This is a genomic window from Paraburkholderia sp. JPY419 (genome assembly GCF_050435705.1).
GTDB classification, from domain to species: Bacteria; Pseudomonadota; Gammaproteobacteria; order Burkholderiales; family Burkholderiaceae; genus Paraburkholderia; species Paraburkholderia youngii.
The window spans coordinates 2039493-2054337 of record NZ_JBNDKV010000002.1; the positions used below are offsets into that span (position 1 = coordinate 2039493).

Below are 14845 nucleotides of genomic sequence, written 5' to 3' on the forward strand. Positions count from 1 at the left end.
GGTGATGCGCCGGGCTTTTTGCACGGCACATCACCTTACTGCGTCAGCTCTTACTGCAGGAGCTTCAGGACTTGCTGCGGGTTCGAGTTTGCTTGAGCCAACACCGAGATACCTGCTTGTTGCAGCACTTGCGCCTTGCTCAGGTTCGCCGTTTCTTGTGCGAAGTTAGCGTCCGTGATTTGCGACTGTGCCGACGACAGGTCGGTCGATTCAGCTTGCTGCGACGTTGCGATCGCGGTGAAACGGTTTTGTGCCGCGCCGAGTGCAGCTTGCAGCGTGTTGACCGTTTGCAGCGCGTTGTCGATCGAGACCATAGCCTGGTTTGCACCAGTGACCGTGCTGATGTCGAGGCCCGAAACCGTCGGCGGGCTGTTGATCGCGTTGATCTGAGCGATCGAGGCGGTTGCAACGCCCGAAGCCGTCGCACCCATCGCCGTCGCCAACGTCGCGTTCAGCGTCAGGTTGGTGACTGCCGTGCCCGAACCTGCACCCGTGCCAGCCGAGAAGATGTTGGCAACTGCGCCCGACGAAATCGCCTGGTTGTTCTGGTCGGTGAAGGTGTAGCCGCCCTTGCCGTCCGACAACACGTTGACCGACGTGATCGCTGCGCCGGTGCTGGTGTAGGTGCCGGTCGAGTCCGTGGAGACCGTGACCGTACCGACCGTTTGACCCGTTTGCACCAGGCCGCCGCCGATCTTCGCTGCCGACATCGACTGGCTCAGGTTCAGGCTGATGGTCTGGCCAACGTTTGCACCGACCTGGAAGGTCACGCTGCCAGCCGAGCCGTCCAGAATGTTCGTGCCGTTGTACGTCGTTTGCGAAGCGATACGGTTCACTTCAGCGATCTGCGCCGAAACTTCCTTCTGCAGAGCAGCCTGGTCGCTCGATGACAGCGAACCGGTCGATGCTTGCACAGCCAGCTGGCGGATACGTTGCAGGCTCGACGTCAGCGAAGACAGTGCGCTCGATGCCGTTTGAATCATCGACACGCCGTCGTTCGCATTCGACACGCCCTGGTTCAGGCCGTTGATCTGCGTTTGCATGCGGGTCGAGATTGCCAGACCTGCTGCATCGTCAGCTGCGCTGTTGATGCGCTTGCCCGACGACAGGCGCGTAATAGCTTGCGAGAGGGCGCTTTGCGAGCCATTGAGGTTTTGCTGTGCAACCAGCGAGTTGATGTTGCTATTGATTCCGAGCATGGAAAATCTCCTAAATAAGCCTTGAGCCCGTTACGCCACATTGGCATCGGCGGAAAGCACTCGTTCATTGCTGGCCGCCTCAGTGAAGGTTGACGGCCCCACTAAAAAAAACTTGAGGGCGGTTTATGCAATGGGGACCCAATTCTTTTGCAGGCCGGGCGGTGCAGCGGCGTGCCGAGAGCCGCCCGCAGCCTCGCTCGGCGGATGCGCTCCAGTTAATGAAAAGGCGGCGTATTCTGTTTTCTTTGTCGCAACCGCCGGAGTAATCATGCAAAAACGCCGGATTGGATGTTCCGAATTGGAGGTCGCGCCGCTTATGTTCGGCGGCAATGTGTTCGGCTGGACCGCCGACGAAGCCACATCGTTTTCTATTCTCGATGCATTTGTTGATGCGGGTCTCAATTTCATCGACACCGCCGATGTCTACTCGGCCTGGGTGCCCGGCAACCGGGGCGGTGAGTCGGAGACGATCCTCGGCAAGTGGTTCCGACAGAGCGGCAAACGCGAGCGGATCGTGCTCGCGACCAAGGTGTCGAAGCATCCGCAGCGCAAGGGGCTGTCAGCGGCAAATATCCAGGTGGCAGTCGAAGAATCGCTCCGCCGCCTGCAAACCGATTACATCGACGTCTATTTCTCCCACGACGACGACTCCGCGACGCCCCTCGCTGAAACCCTCTGTGCGTATCAGAAGTTGATCGAGGCGGGCAAGGTGCGCGTGATCGGTGCGTCTAACTATAGTGGCGCGCGCGTCGAGGAAGCGCTTGCGGTGTCGCGCGAGAACGGGCTGCCCGAGTATCAGTTGTTGCAGCCAGAATACAACCTGTATGACCGCGCGCAATTCGAGAGCGACAGCGAGCCGGTGGCGCTTGCGAATCATCTCGGCGTGGTGGTCTACTACAGCCTCGCCAGCGGGTTCCTGTCGGGCAAATACCGCAGCGAGGCCGATCTGGCCGGCAAGGTGCGTGGAAGCCGGGTCGAAAAATACCTGAACGGGCGCGGCTTGCGGATTCTCGGCGCGCTCGATAGCGTCGCGCAACGGCACGGCAGCACGCCGGCCGCGATCGCGCTTGCATGGCTGATTGCGCGGCCGAGCGTTACGGCCCCCATTGCGAGCGCGACCTCGGTCGAGCAGTTGAAAAGTCTGGTCGCAGCCGTGCACCTGTCCCTCACCGCCGACGATATTCGTGAACTGGACGAAGCGAGCGCCTGATAGGGCGACCGCCTCGGTGGCCGACCCAGACGCCATCCGCGCCAGGGAAAAGCCTGGCGCAATCGGTAAACCCCTGGTAGGATGGAGAGTTTCCTGATATTATCGGGAGTGAATTGAGATCTTTGCCTGTTTCGTCAGTGTTCTTCATTGATGAAAGGTTGGCGAAACGGCAACAGACGCGGCTTTTGCATCACGTCTGTCCGCGTTCCGCGGTGAACTCGCCACCTCTCTTTTCCGGCCTCCGTGGCCGCTTTGCCTCTCGCTTCATTCGTGGTTTGGCCGGGGTGGTTTATGAGCCTCGCGTTTGCCTGTTACTGGCCATGAATCGGAGTGACCGGAGTGCCGGTGCGTAAGTGGTGACCCGAGCGGTTACTGCCAAGCAATTAAACCCGTATCTAGTGATTGAGTTAGGAATTACATGACGACGATTCTTCTGAAGGAAAACGAGCCGTTCGAAGTGGCAATTCGCCGCTTTCGTCGCGCAATCGAAAAGAACGGCCTGATCGCTGAACTGCGTGAGCGCCAGTCGTACGAAAAGCCGACCACGGCTCGCAAGCGCAAGAAGGCAGCGGCTGTTAAGCGCCTGCACAAGCGTCTGCGCAGCCAGATGCTGCCGAAAAAGCTGCACTGAGCACGCTTTTTACGTACGCCGAACGGCGGTGTGAGCTTCGAAAGAAGCCACACCGCCGTTTTGCTTTTGCGGCGTCGAACTTGCGCGCGACCGAGCAGCCGTTACGCCGCGTTCCTCAGCCGCTCGGCCGACAGTCCGAATTCGCGCGCGATCGAGCCCAGCCGGTCGTGCCACTCCCATGTGCCGAACGCGTCGTGGACGTTTTGCAGGCAACTGAGCAGAGCGATGGTGACCGGGTCATACACGTTGATGCGGGCGCGCAGCAGCGCTTTTTTCAGCGCGGCCACGCCGACATCCATGTAAGCGGGCACTTCCGTCGGTGGTTTGCCGATGAAGCGCACTGGCACCCCTTCCATCGCCGTCACATAGTCGCGCGGTTTGATCAGGTGACCGACCGAGCAGCCGCCACAATAGCCGCGGTAAGCGCCGCCGCCCCTCGGCAGCAACGCAGCGCGTTTCTGTTCGAACAGATGCGTGACGGACTGATCGTATATGTCCTGATGGGTCAGGAAGCTAAGCGTTTTCATGGTTGGTCTCCCGCGTCAGAGGCGGTAGTTATTTGTTGTTGAACGCGCATCGGTGAGCGCATGACGACGAGTATCCACCGTGCGCCGTTCGGCGAATGACCGACTACGAGCATGAAAGGGCGCCAATTCGCGAGTTTGCGCGTCAGACGGACGCCCCGCCCTCACCCCGCCTTACGACGACGCCCCTTATTGCCCAGCGACGCGCATCGCTCTCGGCACATGCAGGTCGTCTCATGATCGTTGACCATGCCAACCGCCTGCATGAATGCATAGCAGATCGTCGACCCGACAAATTTGCAGCCATAACGCTTGAGCGCCTTGCTTAGCGCGTCCGAAACTTCTGTCGACGCAGGCGCATGCTTATACGAAGCCCATTCGTTCTGAATCGGCGTGTCGTCGACGAATGACCACACGAAGTTCGCGAGCGAGCCGTGTTCGGCCTGAATCTGCTGCACTGCGCGCGCGTTCTGGATCGCCGCCTCGATTTTGCCGCGATGCCGCACGATGCTCTCATCGGCGACGAGCGCATCCACCTGCTTCGGCGTAAAGGCCGCGACCTTGCCGATGTTGAAGTCGGCGAAAGCACGGCGGTAGCCGGCGCGCTTGTTGAGTATCGTCGACCATGACAAACCGGCCTGCGCGCCTTCGAGCACTAGCATCTCGAACAGGTGCTGGTCGTCGCGCGAGGGTACGCCCCACTCGGTGTCGTGGTACTGTGCGAGCGCTTCGCTCGATACCCAGTTGCATCGTTGTGTCACTGTCGCGCTCCCGCGTGGTCGTATCGATCGCCAGCATAGCGGAAGCGGTGTACGCCGCAAGCTGGCCAATCGGCTAATTGCGCGATTCAAACTGACCTGCCACCCTAAGCGTTATTCACCCACGGAACTGATTCGATTCGATGAACCACGACTTCTTTCTGATCGGCGTCGACGGCGGCGGCACCGGCACGCGCGTCGTGCTCGGCGATACGCAGGGCCGCGAACTGGCGCAGGCGGCAAGCGGCCCATCGGGCCTCGGGCTCGGCATCCCGCGCGCATGGCAGTCCATTCAGGCCGCCTGCGGCGAAGCGTTCGAGCGAGCCGGAGTCGCGCTGGACTGGTCGCGCTGCGTGCTCGGTTGCGGACTTGCGGGCGTCAACAATCGCGACTGGCTCGCCGGGTTTCACGAGCAGGCGCCGCGACTGGCCGGACTGGTCGTCGAATCCGACGCCTACACGACCTTGCTCGGCGCGCACGAAGGCGCGCCCGGCGTGATCGTCGCACTCGGCACCGGCAGCGTCGCGGCCTCGCTTGCGAGCGACGGCGAGTTCCGCATGGCCAGCGGCTACGGCTTTCCGTCAGGCGACGAGGCGAGCGGCGCGTGGCTCGGCCTCCGGCTGATCGTGCACGCGCAACAGGCGCTAGACGGCCGTGCGCCCGTCGACGATCTCGCGCATGCGTTGCTCGCCCATACCGGCACTCAGGATCGCGACAGCCTGGTCGTATGGCTGTGCGCGGCGAATCAGACTGCCTACGCGCGGCTCGCACCGATCGCGATTGAGCACCGCGCACATCCGTTCGCGGCACGCCTGCTCGGCGAGGCCGGCGTCGAAGTCGGCAAGATGATCGCCGCGCTGGACGCGACGGGCGTGCTGCCGGTCGCACTATGCGGAGGCCTCGGCGCGCCGCTGCGCGAGTACGTGCCCCAGGCGTATCAGGCGCGCCTGCGCGAGCCGCGGGCGGATTCGGCGCATGGCGGTTTGCAGCTGGCGCGGCGCGAGGCGCAGCGGCTGGCCGGACGACACCTGTAAAATATCCGCTTTGACGCTGCCTCGACGGCTCGCCCGCCGGACTCACCATGTATAAAGTCATCGCCACGGATCTCGACGGCACACTGCTCAACGCCGATCACCAGGTAGACCCGTTCACGGTCGCCACGGTGCGCAAGCTCGAAAGCGACGGGCTGCAGTTCGTGATCGCCACGGGGCGGCATTACTGCGACGTCGCGGGCATCCGCGACGTGCTCGGCATCAATCCATACCTGATCACGTCGAACGGCGCGCGGGTTCACGCGCCTGACAACACGGTGATCCACGCCGACGATCTGCAGCCCGCGATCGTCCAGCGTCTCGTGCAGCCAGAAATTGTCGGCGCGCATGGTCGCGTGATCGTCAGTCTGTTTGCAGACGAGGCGTGGCTGATCGATCGCGACGCGCCCCATCTGCTGGAATTTCACCAGGACTCGGGCTTCACGTACGAAGTGACCGACCTGCCGAAGCACGATGGCGTCGACATTGCCAAGGCGCTGTATATCGGCGATCCCGCCGATCTCGCGCAGGTTGCCGCCAATCTGGAACGCGAATTCGGCGAGCAGCTATACGTGACGTATTCGTTGCCGGATTGTCTCGAAGTGATGACCGCGAATGTGTCGAAGGGGCGCGCGCTGCAGATCGTGCTCGAGCGACTCGCTATCGACGCGTCGCAGTGCGTCGCGTTCGGCGACAACATGAACGATATCGATCTGCTCGAGACGGCCGGCCATCCATTCATGATGAACAATGCCAATCCCGATCTGATCACGCGTCTGCCGCATGTGCCGCGCATTGGCAACAATTTTGAGGCCGGCGTTGCGCATCATCTGCGCAAACTGTTTGCTCTCAACGACGAACTGGCGTCCTGAACCGCAATCACTCAAATTGAAGGCGGCCCGCATCCACACTCGCGTGGATGCGGGCCGCAGAAGTTGCTCGCGGAGCGAGAAGCGCGGAGCGTGCTGCACTCCGCTTACGCCCGTCAATCCCGCCAGCCGCGGTGCTCACCGCGATAGTCATGGCCCCAGCGACGATCGTCGTGACCCCAGCCGCGGTCATCGCGGTGATAGTCGCGGTAGTAGTCGCCGCGCGGATAGCGATGATCCCAGCCGCCGTAATACACCGGCTCCGGCGCGGCGTAGACGCGCGCGGGCGCGGCATAAACCGGAGCGCCGAGCGATAGGCCGACGCTCAGATCCGTATGCGCCTGCGCGACACCGCATGCGCCCGCCGCGAGTCCGGCAGCAACCAGCAAGTGAGTGACGATGCGTTTCATGTTGGTCTCTCCTGTGAGGCGACGTAGGTTTGTCGCACAGGACCAATGTACGCACTCGAGCCGGGGCGGACTGCGACCAGATGTTACGGACTGCAAGCATCGTCGAAGTCAGCGAAGGCAGGCGGAATGATCGCGCGGAGGTTGCGCGCAGACACCTCACTTCGTTGGCAGCCGCGCTCCACGGGACTTTGCGGCCGGCCAATTCAAGCAGGCAGGCGGCTTGTCGCCCACGCTTGCCGCTTGATGCACCGGCACATGTAATCGCGGCTTACATCTGTATTACCCTATTAATCCGCCGCAGGCGCCGAAGCGTTCGAACTGGCGGAAGAGGCCGTCCCTGCCGAAGACGCCGGCTCTGCGGGCAACGCCGCACAAGGGCAATCGGTCGCCCGCCCATCGAGCCCTTCGCGATCGTGCCTGAAGCTCGCGCGCGGCGTGCCGTTCTGCCAGTCGAGTCGGACGATGTAAATGCTGTCGAAGTCGTCGCTTTGCCATTTCGGCACGTCGGCCGCGCGACCGCCATGCGCGTTCAACATCTGCCGCAACAGCTTCTCGATCAGCTTGTGTTCCCACGCAATCAGGATCAGCTTGCCGCGATTGGCCGGGTCGACGAGCGCGGTGCCGAGCTGGTCGATCTGCGCAAAGCCGTACGGCGTTTGCACCGGCATCTGGAATTGAATCGCGGTCGGCTCGATCGTCGCGAGCGGGCGCACGTAATAGTACGGATGACCGCCGTCGTCTTTCTGCTGGCCGGGGTCGGGCGCGTAGATCGCATCGGGTTTGCCGAATTTGGCGGCGATCACGGCCGGCAACGCGAGCGCTCGGTTGAGCCCCTGGCAGTCTAGCTGGCCGTAGCCTTGCGCGGGTTTCTCGCCATGGCGAACGAATACGAGGGTTTCGATATTGCCGCCCGCCGCAGCCGTGGGGGGAGCGGCCGCTGCGACGACAGTCGCCGTGCTCGTCGCCGCGTACGCGGCCGGCGACGTCAACGTGCTCGCGCACAAGCCGCCGAGCGACAGGGCGACGCCTTGCAGGAATCCGCGGAAACGGCTCATCGAAAGCACCTGTGCGAGGCTGGGAAGTCGCCCGATTCTAGCAGCGGTGCGCTCCGGCACGCGGTCGCCGCGGAATTCATATCGCATTGGCGCTCGCAATGAATAACGGGCGCCGGGGCGCCCATTCATGCGAACTACGCGACGATCACGCGACCGACGCGCCGAACCGGCCGTCAGTCGAGCGCCAGCTTGCGCGCATCGTTGCAGCGATCCTCGGCGATGAGCGGATAGACGACTCCCGCGATCACCGCTCCGATGATCGGCGCAGCCCAGAACAGCCACAGCTGATCGATCGCCGCGCCGCCGACGAATAGCGCCGGGCCCGTCGAACGCGCCGGATTGACCGACGTGTTGGTGACCGGAATCGAGATCAGGTGGATCAGCGTCAGGCACAGGCCGATCGCGATGGGCGCGAAGCCGGCCGGCGCGCGGCGATCGGTCGCGCCGAGGATCACGAACAGGAAGAAGCCCGTCATCACCACTTCGCAAACGAAGGCGGCGGCGAGCGCGTAGTGCCCCGGCGATTGCTCGCCGTAACCGTTCGTCGCGAAGCCGCTCGCGACCAGGTCGAAGCCCGGCTTGCCCGACGCGATCAGCGACAGCACGAATGCACCCAACACCGCGCCGACTACCTGCGCGGCGATATAAGGCAGCAGATCGCGCACCGGAAACCGGCCGGCGACGGTCAGGCCGACGCTCACCGCCGGATTCAAGTGACAGCCCGAAATGTGGCCGATCGCAAAAGCCATCGTCAGCACGGTCAGGCCGAAGGCCAGCGACACGCCGACGAAGCCGATGCCCAGACCATGAACCGGCCCGGCGAAGTTAGCGGCGAGGACCGCGCTGCCGCAGCCTCCGAGCACGAGCCAGAAGGTGCCGAACAGTTCGGCAACGAGGCGCTTTGACAACTGCATGTTTGGTGATCCTAAAAAGAATTGGCACTTCAGAAGCACGCATCGAAAAGGCCGAGTACGTACGTTGAGCGCGCAATTCTAGGTAGGCAGCGCCAAATCAGGTGTCAAGGATTGTCAATCTGGACAGAATTTATAAACTATTACGAGATAAAGCGCGTGTTTTACAATTCACACGCTTTAATAATTATCAGAGGAAAATTCGCTAAACCGGTATTAGTGGCCATTGCGAATTTCTATAATTGCAGCTAGTCTGCGGTCGAATGAGTTCTAGAAAGGGAGAACCGAATGTCTCAATACGCAGACCTCAAGGCGCAGATAGCCAAATTGCAGGCACAGGCAGAAGAAGCGCGACGCACGGAAATCGACAATGTCGTTGCCGACATCCGCCAAAAGATCGCCGAATACGGTCTGACCGCGCAGGATCTCGGTTTTCGCGGTCGCCGCCAAGCGCGGCCGCCCGCCCAAGAAGACGCCGCTGCCGGCGAAATATCAGGACCCGAAGTCGGGCAATACGTGGAGCGGGCGCGGCAAGCCGCCCAAATGGATCGTCGGCAAGAATCGCGAGCGCTTTCTGATTGGCTCGGCCTGATGTCCGCCCGAGGTGACGCGGTGCAAGCGGTCTGAAGGGTTTTTTGCCGTTTCGGCTTAATCGCTGCGCGCTAATCCGCGGTGGAAGCGCCACCATCGCAGTATTAAAAAAGCCGCCCATACAGGGCGGCATTTTTCGCGTCCGGCGGCGAGAATGACTTCGTTTTCCGGTCCCGCAAACGATACCGAGGCCGGATTCGTCCGCTATTGGGCGTTATCAGCGAAGGTTCACAGCGCTGCTTCAAAGCGGACCGAAAACGGCCGGCCGTAAAAGCGCCGGCCGTTTTCAAGCGCGCTTAGCCGACCGCGACCTGGCGCAATACCGGGCGCCGCGACGTTTCAATCAAGGCCGAATAGCCGTCGACATAGTTCTGCGCCATCGTTTTCGAACTGAAGCGGCGTTCGAACTGGGCGCGGATTTCTGTTCGCGACAGCTCGTCCAGACGCTGCAGAGCCGCTACCGCGCCTTGCACGTCCTCGACGATATAGCCGGTCACGCCGTGGTCGATCACTTCGGGCACCGAGCCGCGGTTGAATGCGATAACCGGCGTGCCGCAGGCCATCGACTCGATCATCACGAGGCCGAACGGCTCGGACCAGTCGATCGGGAACAGCAGCGCCTTCGCGCCCGACAGAAACTCGGGTTTCTGCGCCTCGTTGATTTCGCCGACGAACTCGACATGCGCCATCGACAGCAGCGGCTCGATCTCGCGCTTGAAGTACTCCATGTCGACCTTGTCCACCTTGGCGGCGATCTTCAGCGGCAGACCGCTTTGCGCGGCGATCTTGATGGCTGTATCGACGCGTTTTTCCGGGCAGATGCGGCCGAGGAACGCGAGGTATTCGGGCTTTTTGTGGGGCTGCGGCGTCAGCAGCTGGTCCGGCAGACCGTGATAGACCGTGCTGAGCCAGTTGGCCTGCTGCAGCGGCAGACGCTGCGAATCCGAAATCGACACGACCGGCACATGCGAGAACGCGTCGAACACCGGCTGCAATTCCGGCAGGTCCAGGCGCCCGTGCAGCGTGGTCACGAACGGCGTGTCCATCGTCGTGAAGAGCGGGAACGGCATGTAGTCGAGATGGAAGTGGAGCACGTCGAACTCGTGCGCGACCTTGCGGACCTTTTCCATCATCAGCACGTGCGGCGCCAATGCATCGCGAATCGTCGGATCGAGGCGCAGCGCGCGCGGCCAGCACGCCTCGAGATTGGCGGACGTGACCGAGTCGCCGCTCGCGAACAGCGTGACGTCATGGCCGAGGTCGACGAGCGCCTCGGTCAGATACGACACGACACGTTCGGTGCCGCCATAGAGTTTCGGTGGGACAGCTTCGTAGAGCGGCGCGATTTGTGCGATTCGCATGCGTTTTCTCCTGTATCGATCGGAGTTAGCGCGAGGGGCGCTGACCCGAATCCCATGCAGATTTTTGACACTCACCGGGGCTTCGCACGACGGCGGGATCGCTCGAGGTACGTAGGCCTAACGGGCGGTTGGGCGCGGTTTCTCCCCGCCCGAAGGGTGGTCCGAAATAGGTGTCGGGTAATCCCTTAGCCTCCATTATCGGGATCGACCGCGGTAATTCGAGTTATTTTTCAAACGCTTAATGTTGTTACAGCGCGAAACATGGACCGTTACAGCTTAGGCGCACGGTCTAATCGCAACCGCTCCCCATAATCGGCAAACGCAATTGCGCCGGCTCAATCGAACGGGCAAACAGGCGAAATGGACCGTAGCAAGCGGCGGACCCGGGGGTCCGATGAAGGGGACAAGCGGCTGACCGAGCCTGGTGGCAGGCGGGTGAAAACGTCTTATAATTCTTTCTCACCGTTTTACGGTGCGGCGGTGAAGTTCTGAAAACTCACCAACCGGTACACGCCGCAACCGTAAAATTGCCAGCGCGCATCATCAGCCCCGCCCAGCGCCTCAATTCGTCCCAATCTGGCTTCGACGCACCCTGCGTTGTAGGAATAATTCCTACACAAATGACGGATTAATCCGTCATCCAGGTGGGGTGTCTCTCCGATTTTCGGGTGTGCCCCCTTTCGAGACAATGCTTGCAAGACCAAAGACGAGGCGAATCGCGCGGGTTCAGCGCGCGCGTTCGAGCAAACGTTTCCGCAAAAAAATCGGCCTGACCAGCCGGGCATACGAACGGGGGAATCATGAGCACGACGAGCCACACGCTCAGTGAGATCAGGGAAGTCAATCTGTCCTATCTGCTGCTCGCCCAGCGTCTGCTGCGCGAAGACAAGCCGATGGGCATGTTCCGCATGGGTATTTCGGATCAGCTGGCCGACGTGCTCGCCAATCTGTCGTTGGCGCAGACCGTCAAGCTCGCGGCGTCCAACCAGATGCTATGCCGCTTCCGCTTCGACGATCACGCGGTGCTGTCCGCTCTCGCGGACAAGGACAAGTCGAGCGCGATCGCGCAGGCTCATTCGGCGATCCTGATGGCCAGCCAGCCGGTCGAGCAGCTCGGCTGATGGCGAGCAAGAGCGTCGTACTCGAAGCCCGGGAAATCACCCTCGCGATCGAGCTGATCGAACTGGGCGCGCGTCTGCAATTGCTGGAGGCGGAAACCAGCCTGTCGCGCGACCGGCTCATCAAGCTGTACAAGGAACTGAAAGGGGTGTCGCCGCCCAAGGGCATGCTGCCGTTTTCGACCGACTGGTTCATGACCTGGCAGCCGAACTTTCATTCATCGCTGTTCTACAACATCTACCGTTTCATGGCCGGCTACGGCGGCTGCCGCGCGATCGAATCGATCGTGAAGAGCTACCGGCTATACCTGGAACACGTGCAGTTGCACGACGACGAGCCGGTGCTCAGTCTCACGCGCGCGTGGACGCTGGTGCGCTTCTTCGACTCGGGCATGCTGCAGCTGAGCGCCTGTCGCCGCTGCGGCGGCCACTTCGTCGCGCACGCGCACGATCCGCAGCACGCGTTCGTTTGCGGGCTGTGCCAGCCGCCGTCGCGCGCGGGCAAGACGAAAAAGGCAGCACAAACGCGGGCCGAGCGGCAAACCGCCGTCGCCGGAATCCCGGCCGAGGTGCCGCAAGTGGCCGACACGCGGGCTCACGAAGTCCGCTGCACCGCTCCCACGCTCGACATCCTCGTCACCGCCGAAGTTTGAGCGGCACACGTTGAGGCAGCGCAAGCCTCTGGTTTACACCGGACGCGAGCGCCGTCTTTTTCCCCAAAGTTTTCCGCCTCGGTGCCGTAAACCTGACTAACGACGGTGACCGTCGCATTTTTGTGAGGGCTCGGCAGTGCTGATATTCGTGGGAACACTCGTGACGCTGTTGTCCGTCTTCGGCGGTTACGCGCTGGAAGGGGGCCATCTCGGCGCGCTGCTGCAACCCGTTGAGGTGCTGATGATCGCCGGCGCCGGACTTGGCGCGTTCATTCTCGGTAACGGGATGAAGACGATCCGGGCGACACTGCGCGTCATTCCGACCCTGTTCAAGGGCGCGAAGTACAACAAGGACGTCTACATGGAGCTGATGGGGCTCTTGTACGTGCTGCTCGCGAAAGCGCGCAAGGAAGGCACGCTGACGCTCGAGGCCGACATCGACGATCCGTCGAAGAGCCCGATCTTCACGCAGTACCCGAAGATCCTCGCCGACAAGCACATCATCGAGTTCCTGACCGACTACCTGCGGCTGATGGTCGGCGGCAACATGAATGCGTTCGAGATCGAAAGCCTGATGGACGAAGAGATCGAGACGCACCATCAGGAAGGCGAGGCGCCCGCCCAGGCGCTGAGCAAGGTTGGCGACGCGATGCCGGCGTTCGGTATCGTCGCCGCGGTGATGGGCGTCGTGCACACGATGGCCTCGGCCGACAGGCCGCCCGCGGTGCTCGGCGAGATGATCGCGCAGGCGCTGGTCGGCACCTTCCTCGGCATTCTGCTTTCGTACGGGCTGATCGGACCGCTCGCGAGCGTCGCCGAACAGCGCGTGACCGAGTCCACCAAGATGTTCCAGTGCATCAAGGTGACGATCCTCGCGAGCCTGAACGGCTATGCGCCGGCGATCGCGGTCGAGTTCGGCCGCAAGGTGCTGTTCTCGACCGAGCGCCCGTCGTTCGCCGAGCTCGAAGAGCACGTGCGCCGCGTCAAGGCGAAATAAGGCGGCGACGGGAACCGAATCGATGAGCAGCAAGGACAAAGACCGCGCAATCGTTGTCAAGCGCTCGGCGCCGAAGAAGCATGGTCATCACGGTGGCGCATGGAAGCTCGCCTACGCGGACTTCATGACCGCCATGATGGCGTTCTTCCTGCTGATGTGGCTGCTGAGCTCGGCCTCCACCGTGCAGCTGAAGGGCATCGCCGAGTACTTCAACCAGCCGCTGAAAATCACGCTGTGGGGCGGCGACCGCAGCGCCGAAGACTCGAGCATCCTGAAGGGCGGCGGGCGCGACATCTCGACCGACGCGCAGGGCGTGACCCGCTCGACCGACGGCAGCAGCAACCGGGCCGAGCGCACCGCGTCGCGCAACAACGAGGAAGCGGTGAAGCAGCTGCAGGGCGAGCTCGAACGCCGCGAGCAGGTGCGCCTGCATGACCTGCAGGTCAAGCTGATGGCCGCGATCGAGGCGAATCCGGTGCTGCGCCAGTTCAAGCAGCAGATCCGCATCGACTCGACCCTGACCGGTCTGCGCATCGAGATCGTCGACTCGCAGAAGCGGCCGATGTTCGCGACCGCGCGCGACGTCGTCGAACCGTACATGCGCGACATCCTGCGCGAGATCGGCCACACGCTGAACGACGTGCCGAACCGCATCATCGTTCAGGGCCACACCGACGCCGTGCCGTACGCGGGCGGCGAGAAGGGCTATAGCAACTGGGAGCTGTCCGCCGACCGCGCGAACGCGTCGCGGCGCGAGCTGGTCGCGGGTGGCATGGACGAAGCGAAGGTGATGCGCGTGCTCGGTCTCGCGTCGACGCAGAACCTGAACAAGGCGGACCCGCTCGATCCGGAGAACCGTCGCATCAGCATCATCGTGTTGAACAAGAAGTCCGAGGCGGCGCTCGATCACGACGATTCGACGACCACCACGCTGTCGGACGACGCAGCCGGCTCGAAGCCGCTGCTGCAAAAACTTGCGCAGCCGGTGACGGTTGCACCGAAGTTGCCGGCGGCGGCGCCGCCGGCAAAGTAACAGACCGCGGCCGCCGGGCCGGGGCCCGCGCCCGAGCGGCGCACCCCGGCAGGCGGCCCAGTGTTTAGCGCAGCGAGGTTTTCATGATCAGGCACATCCTGGCAGTCGACGATTCGGCATCGATGCGGCAGATCCTCGCCGCGACGCTGACGGGCGCCGGCTATGAGGTCACGCTCGCGGCGGACGGTAACGAAGGGCTCGAAAACGCGCTCGCGATGGCGTTCGATCTCGTGTTGACCGACCAGCACATGCCCGGCAAGACCGGTCTCGATCTGATCACCGCGTTGCGCGGAAATCCGGCCTATCAGGCGACGCCCATCCTCGTCCTCACGACGGAATCGGGCGAACCCTTCAAAGAGGCGGCGCGCGCAGCGGGCGCGACCGGCTGGATCGAAAAGCCGCTCGACCCGGACATGCTGACCGAGCTGGTGGCGGCGCTGGCCGAACCGGAGCCGGATTGATCCGCGCAATCAATACCTTTAGACCCAGTACAG

16 protein-coding genes and 1 pseudogene are annotated in these 14845 nt (G+C 62.5%); 10 read left to right on the forward strand and 7 right to left on the reverse strand.

Annotated elements, in window-relative coordinates:
* Nucleotides 1-50 precede the first annotated feature (50 nt).
* Nucleotides 51-1199 (reverse strand): flagellin, encoded by a 1149-nt coding sequence (locus QFZ91_RS15385; protein ID WP_429567726.1) that lies wholly within the window; start codon nucleotides 1197-1199, stop codon nucleotides 51-53.
* 268 nt (nucleotides 1200-1467) lie between these two features.
* On the opposite strand from QFZ91_RS15385, the gene QFZ91_RS15390 reads away from it, so the two are divergent.
* Together QFZ91_RS15390 and rpsU are read left to right on the forward strand one after the other, a co-directional pair.
* Nucleotides 1468-2409 carry an aldo/keto reductase gene (locus QFZ91_RS15390; protein WP_429568651.1) on the forward strand — a complete coding sequence of 314 codons (942 nt, stop codon included), beginning with the start codon at nucleotides 1468-1470 and terminating at the stop codon, nucleotides 2407-2409.
* A gap of 418 nt (nucleotides 2410-2827) precedes the next feature.
* Nucleotides 2828-3040: a 30S ribosomal protein S21 gene (gene rpsU / locus QFZ91_RS15395; protein ID WP_006050883.1), complete on the forward strand. Its 213-nt coding sequence runs from the start codon at nucleotides 2828-2830 to the stop codon at nucleotides 3038-3040.
* A 101-nt stretch (nucleotides 3041-3141) separates the two neighbouring features.
* On the opposite strand, the gene QFZ91_RS15400 is transcribed toward rpsU, so the two are convergent.
* On the reverse strand, nucleotides 3142-3567 hold the full coding sequence (locus QFZ91_RS15400) for a hypothetical protein (RefSeq protein ID WP_429567727.1): 426 nt from the start codon (nucleotides 3565-3567) through the stop codon (nucleotides 3142-3144).
* A gap of 161 nt (nucleotides 3568-3728) precedes the next feature.
* Nucleotides 3729-4325 carry a DNA-3-methyladenine glycosylase I gene (locus QFZ91_RS15405; RefSeq protein ID WP_429567728.1) on the reverse strand — a complete coding sequence of 199 codons (597 nt, stop codon included), beginning with the start codon at nucleotides 4323-4325 and terminating at the stop codon, nucleotides 3729-3731.
* 140 nt (nucleotides 4326-4465) lie between these two features.
* On the opposite strand from QFZ91_RS15405, the gene QFZ91_RS15410 reads away from it, so the two are divergent.
* Nucleotides 4466-5356: a BadF/BadG/BcrA/BcrD ATPase family protein gene (locus QFZ91_RS15410; RefSeq protein WP_429567729.1), complete on the forward strand. Its 891-nt coding sequence runs from the start codon at nucleotides 4466-4468 to the stop codon at nucleotides 5354-5356.
* A 47-nt stretch (nucleotides 5357-5403) separates the two neighbouring features.
* Nucleotides 5404-6225 (forward strand): Cof-type HAD-IIB family hydrolase, encoded by an 822-nt coding sequence (locus tag QFZ91_RS15415; protein WP_429567730.1) that lies wholly within the window; start codon nucleotides 5404-5406, stop codon nucleotides 6223-6225.
* 113 nt (nucleotides 6226-6338) lie between these two features.
* Here the strand turns inward: QFZ91_RS15415 and QFZ91_RS15420 are convergent, their stop codons facing one another.
* The 3 genes from QFZ91_RS15420 to aqpZ all read right to left on the reverse strand — a co-directional run bounded on the left by QFZ91_RS15420 (nucleotide 6339) and on the right by aqpZ (nucleotide 8601).
* Nucleotides 6339-6632: a PXPV repeat protein gene (locus QFZ91_RS15420; RefSeq protein WP_176109961.1), complete on the reverse strand. Its 294-nt coding sequence runs from the start codon at nucleotides 6630-6632 to the stop codon at nucleotides 6339-6341.
* A 287-nt stretch (nucleotides 6633-6919) separates the two neighbouring features.
* A complete protein-coding gene (locus QFZ91_RS15425) occupies nucleotides 6920-7687 on the reverse strand; it encodes a histidine phosphatase family protein (RefSeq protein ID WP_429567731.1) in 768 nt (255 codons plus the stop codon).
* 173 nt (nucleotides 7688-7860) lie between these two features.
* Nucleotides 7861-8601, reverse strand: a complete 741-nt coding sequence (gene aqpZ / locus QFZ91_RS15430; RefSeq protein ID WP_368717623.1) for an aquaporin Z — start codon at nucleotides 8599-8601, stop codon at nucleotides 7861-7863.
* Between the two features lie 285 nt (nucleotides 8602-8886).
* Between aqpZ and QFZ91_RS15435 the strand changes: the two are divergent.
* Nucleotides 8887-9190 (forward strand): annotated as a pseudogene (locus QFZ91_RS15435) (H-NS family nucleoid-associated regulatory protein).
* A 295-nt stretch (nucleotides 9191-9485) separates the two neighbouring features.
* Here the strand turns inward: QFZ91_RS15435 and QFZ91_RS15440 are convergent.
* Complete coding sequence (locus QFZ91_RS15440) at nucleotides 9486-10550, reverse strand: glycosyltransferase family 4 protein (RefSeq protein WP_176124460.1); 1065 nt, start codon at nucleotides 10548-10550, stop codon at nucleotides 9486-9488.
* Nucleotides 10551-11350: 800 nt separating this feature from the next.
* Here QFZ91_RS15440 and flhD point away from each other — a divergent pair.
* The 5 genes from flhD to QFZ91_RS15465 all read left to right on the forward strand — a co-directional run bounded on the left by flhD (nucleotide 11351) and on the right by QFZ91_RS15465 (nucleotide 14812).
* Nucleotides 11351-11671 (forward strand): flagellar transcriptional regulator FlhD, encoded by a 321-nt coding sequence (gene flhD, locus QFZ91_RS15445; protein WP_429567732.1) that lies wholly within the window; start codon nucleotides 11351-11353, stop codon nucleotides 11669-11671.
* Nucleotides 11671-12321, forward strand: coding sequence for a flagellar transcriptional regulator FlhC (gene flhC, locus QFZ91_RS15450; protein WP_176109965.1), 651 nt, complete (start codon nucleotides 11671-11673; stop codon nucleotides 12319-12321). The genes flhD and flhC overlap by 1 nt, the downstream gene beginning before the upstream one ends.
* Nucleotides 12322-12457: 136 nt before the next feature.
* Nucleotides 12458-13318: a flagellar motor stator protein MotA gene (gene motA / locus QFZ91_RS15455; protein ID WP_176109966.1), complete on the forward strand. Its 861-nt coding sequence runs from the start codon at nucleotides 12458-12460 to the stop codon at nucleotides 13316-13318.
* Between the two features lie 22 nt (nucleotides 13319-13340).
* Nucleotides 13341-14351: a flagellar motor protein MotB gene (motB, locus tag QFZ91_RS15460; protein WP_176109967.1), complete on the forward strand. Its 1011-nt coding sequence runs from the start codon at nucleotides 13341-13343 to the stop codon at nucleotides 14349-14351.
* An 83-nt stretch (nucleotides 14352-14434) separates the two neighbouring features.
* A complete protein-coding gene (locus QFZ91_RS15465) occupies nucleotides 14435-14812 on the forward strand; it encodes a response regulator (RefSeq protein ID WP_176380048.1) in 378 nt (125 codons plus the stop codon).
* The last annotated feature ends 33 nt before the right edge of the window (nucleotides 14813-14845 follow it).

Bases quoted from the DNA above. Each gene is read 5' to 3' on its own strand.
- QFZ91_RS15385 (WP_429567726.1), bottom strand. From the start codon at position 1,199: ATGCTCGGAATCAATAGCAACATCAACTCGCTGGTTGCACAGCAAAAC.
- QFZ91_RS15390 (WP_429568651.1), top strand. From the start codon at position 1,468: ATGCAAAAACGCCGGATTGGATGTTCCGAATTGGAGGTCGCGCCGCTT.
- rpsU (WP_006050883.1), top strand. From the start codon at position 2,828: ATGACGACGATTCTTCTGAAGGAAAACGAGCCGTTCGAAGTGGCAATT.
- QFZ91_RS15400 (WP_429567727.1), bottom strand. From the start codon at position 3,567: ATGAAAACGCTTAGCTTCCTGACCCATCAGGACATATACGATCAGTCC.
- QFZ91_RS15410 (WP_429567729.1), top strand. From the start codon at position 4,466: ATGAACCACGACTTCTTTCTGATCGGCGTCGACGGCGGCGGCACCGGC.
- QFZ91_RS15415 (WP_429567730.1), top strand. From the start codon at position 5,404: ATGTATAAAGTCATCGCCACGGATCTCGACGGCACACTGCTCAACGCC.
- QFZ91_RS15420 (WP_176109961.1), bottom strand. From the start codon at position 6,632: ATGAAACGCATCGTCACTCACTTGCTGGTTGCTGCCGGACTCGCGGCG.
- QFZ91_RS15425 (WP_429567731.1), bottom strand. From the start codon at position 7,687: ATGAGCCGTTTCCGCGGATTCCTGCAAGGCGTCGCCCTGTCGCTCGGC.
- aqpZ (WP_368717623.1), bottom strand. From the start codon at position 8,601: ATGCAGTTGTCAAAGCGCCTCGTTGCCGAACTGTTCGGCACCTTCTGG.
- QFZ91_RS15440 (WP_176124460.1), bottom strand. From the start codon at position 10,550: ATGCGAATCGCACAAATCGCGCCGCTCTACGAAGCTGTCCCACCGAAA.
- flhD (WP_429567732.1), top strand. From the start codon at position 11,351: ATGAGCACGACGAGCCACACGCTCAGTGAGATCAGGGAAGTCAATCTG.
- flhC (WP_176109965.1), top strand. From the start codon at position 11,671: ATGGCGAGCAAGAGCGTCGTACTCGAAGCCCGGGAAATCACCCTCGCG.
- motB (WP_176109967.1), top strand. From the start codon at position 13,341: ATGAGCAGCAAGGACAAAGACCGCGCAATCGTTGTCAAGCGCTCGGCG.
- QFZ91_RS15465 (WP_176380048.1), top strand. From the start codon at position 14,435: ATGATCAGGCACATCCTGGCAGTCGACGATTCGGCATCGATGCGGCAG.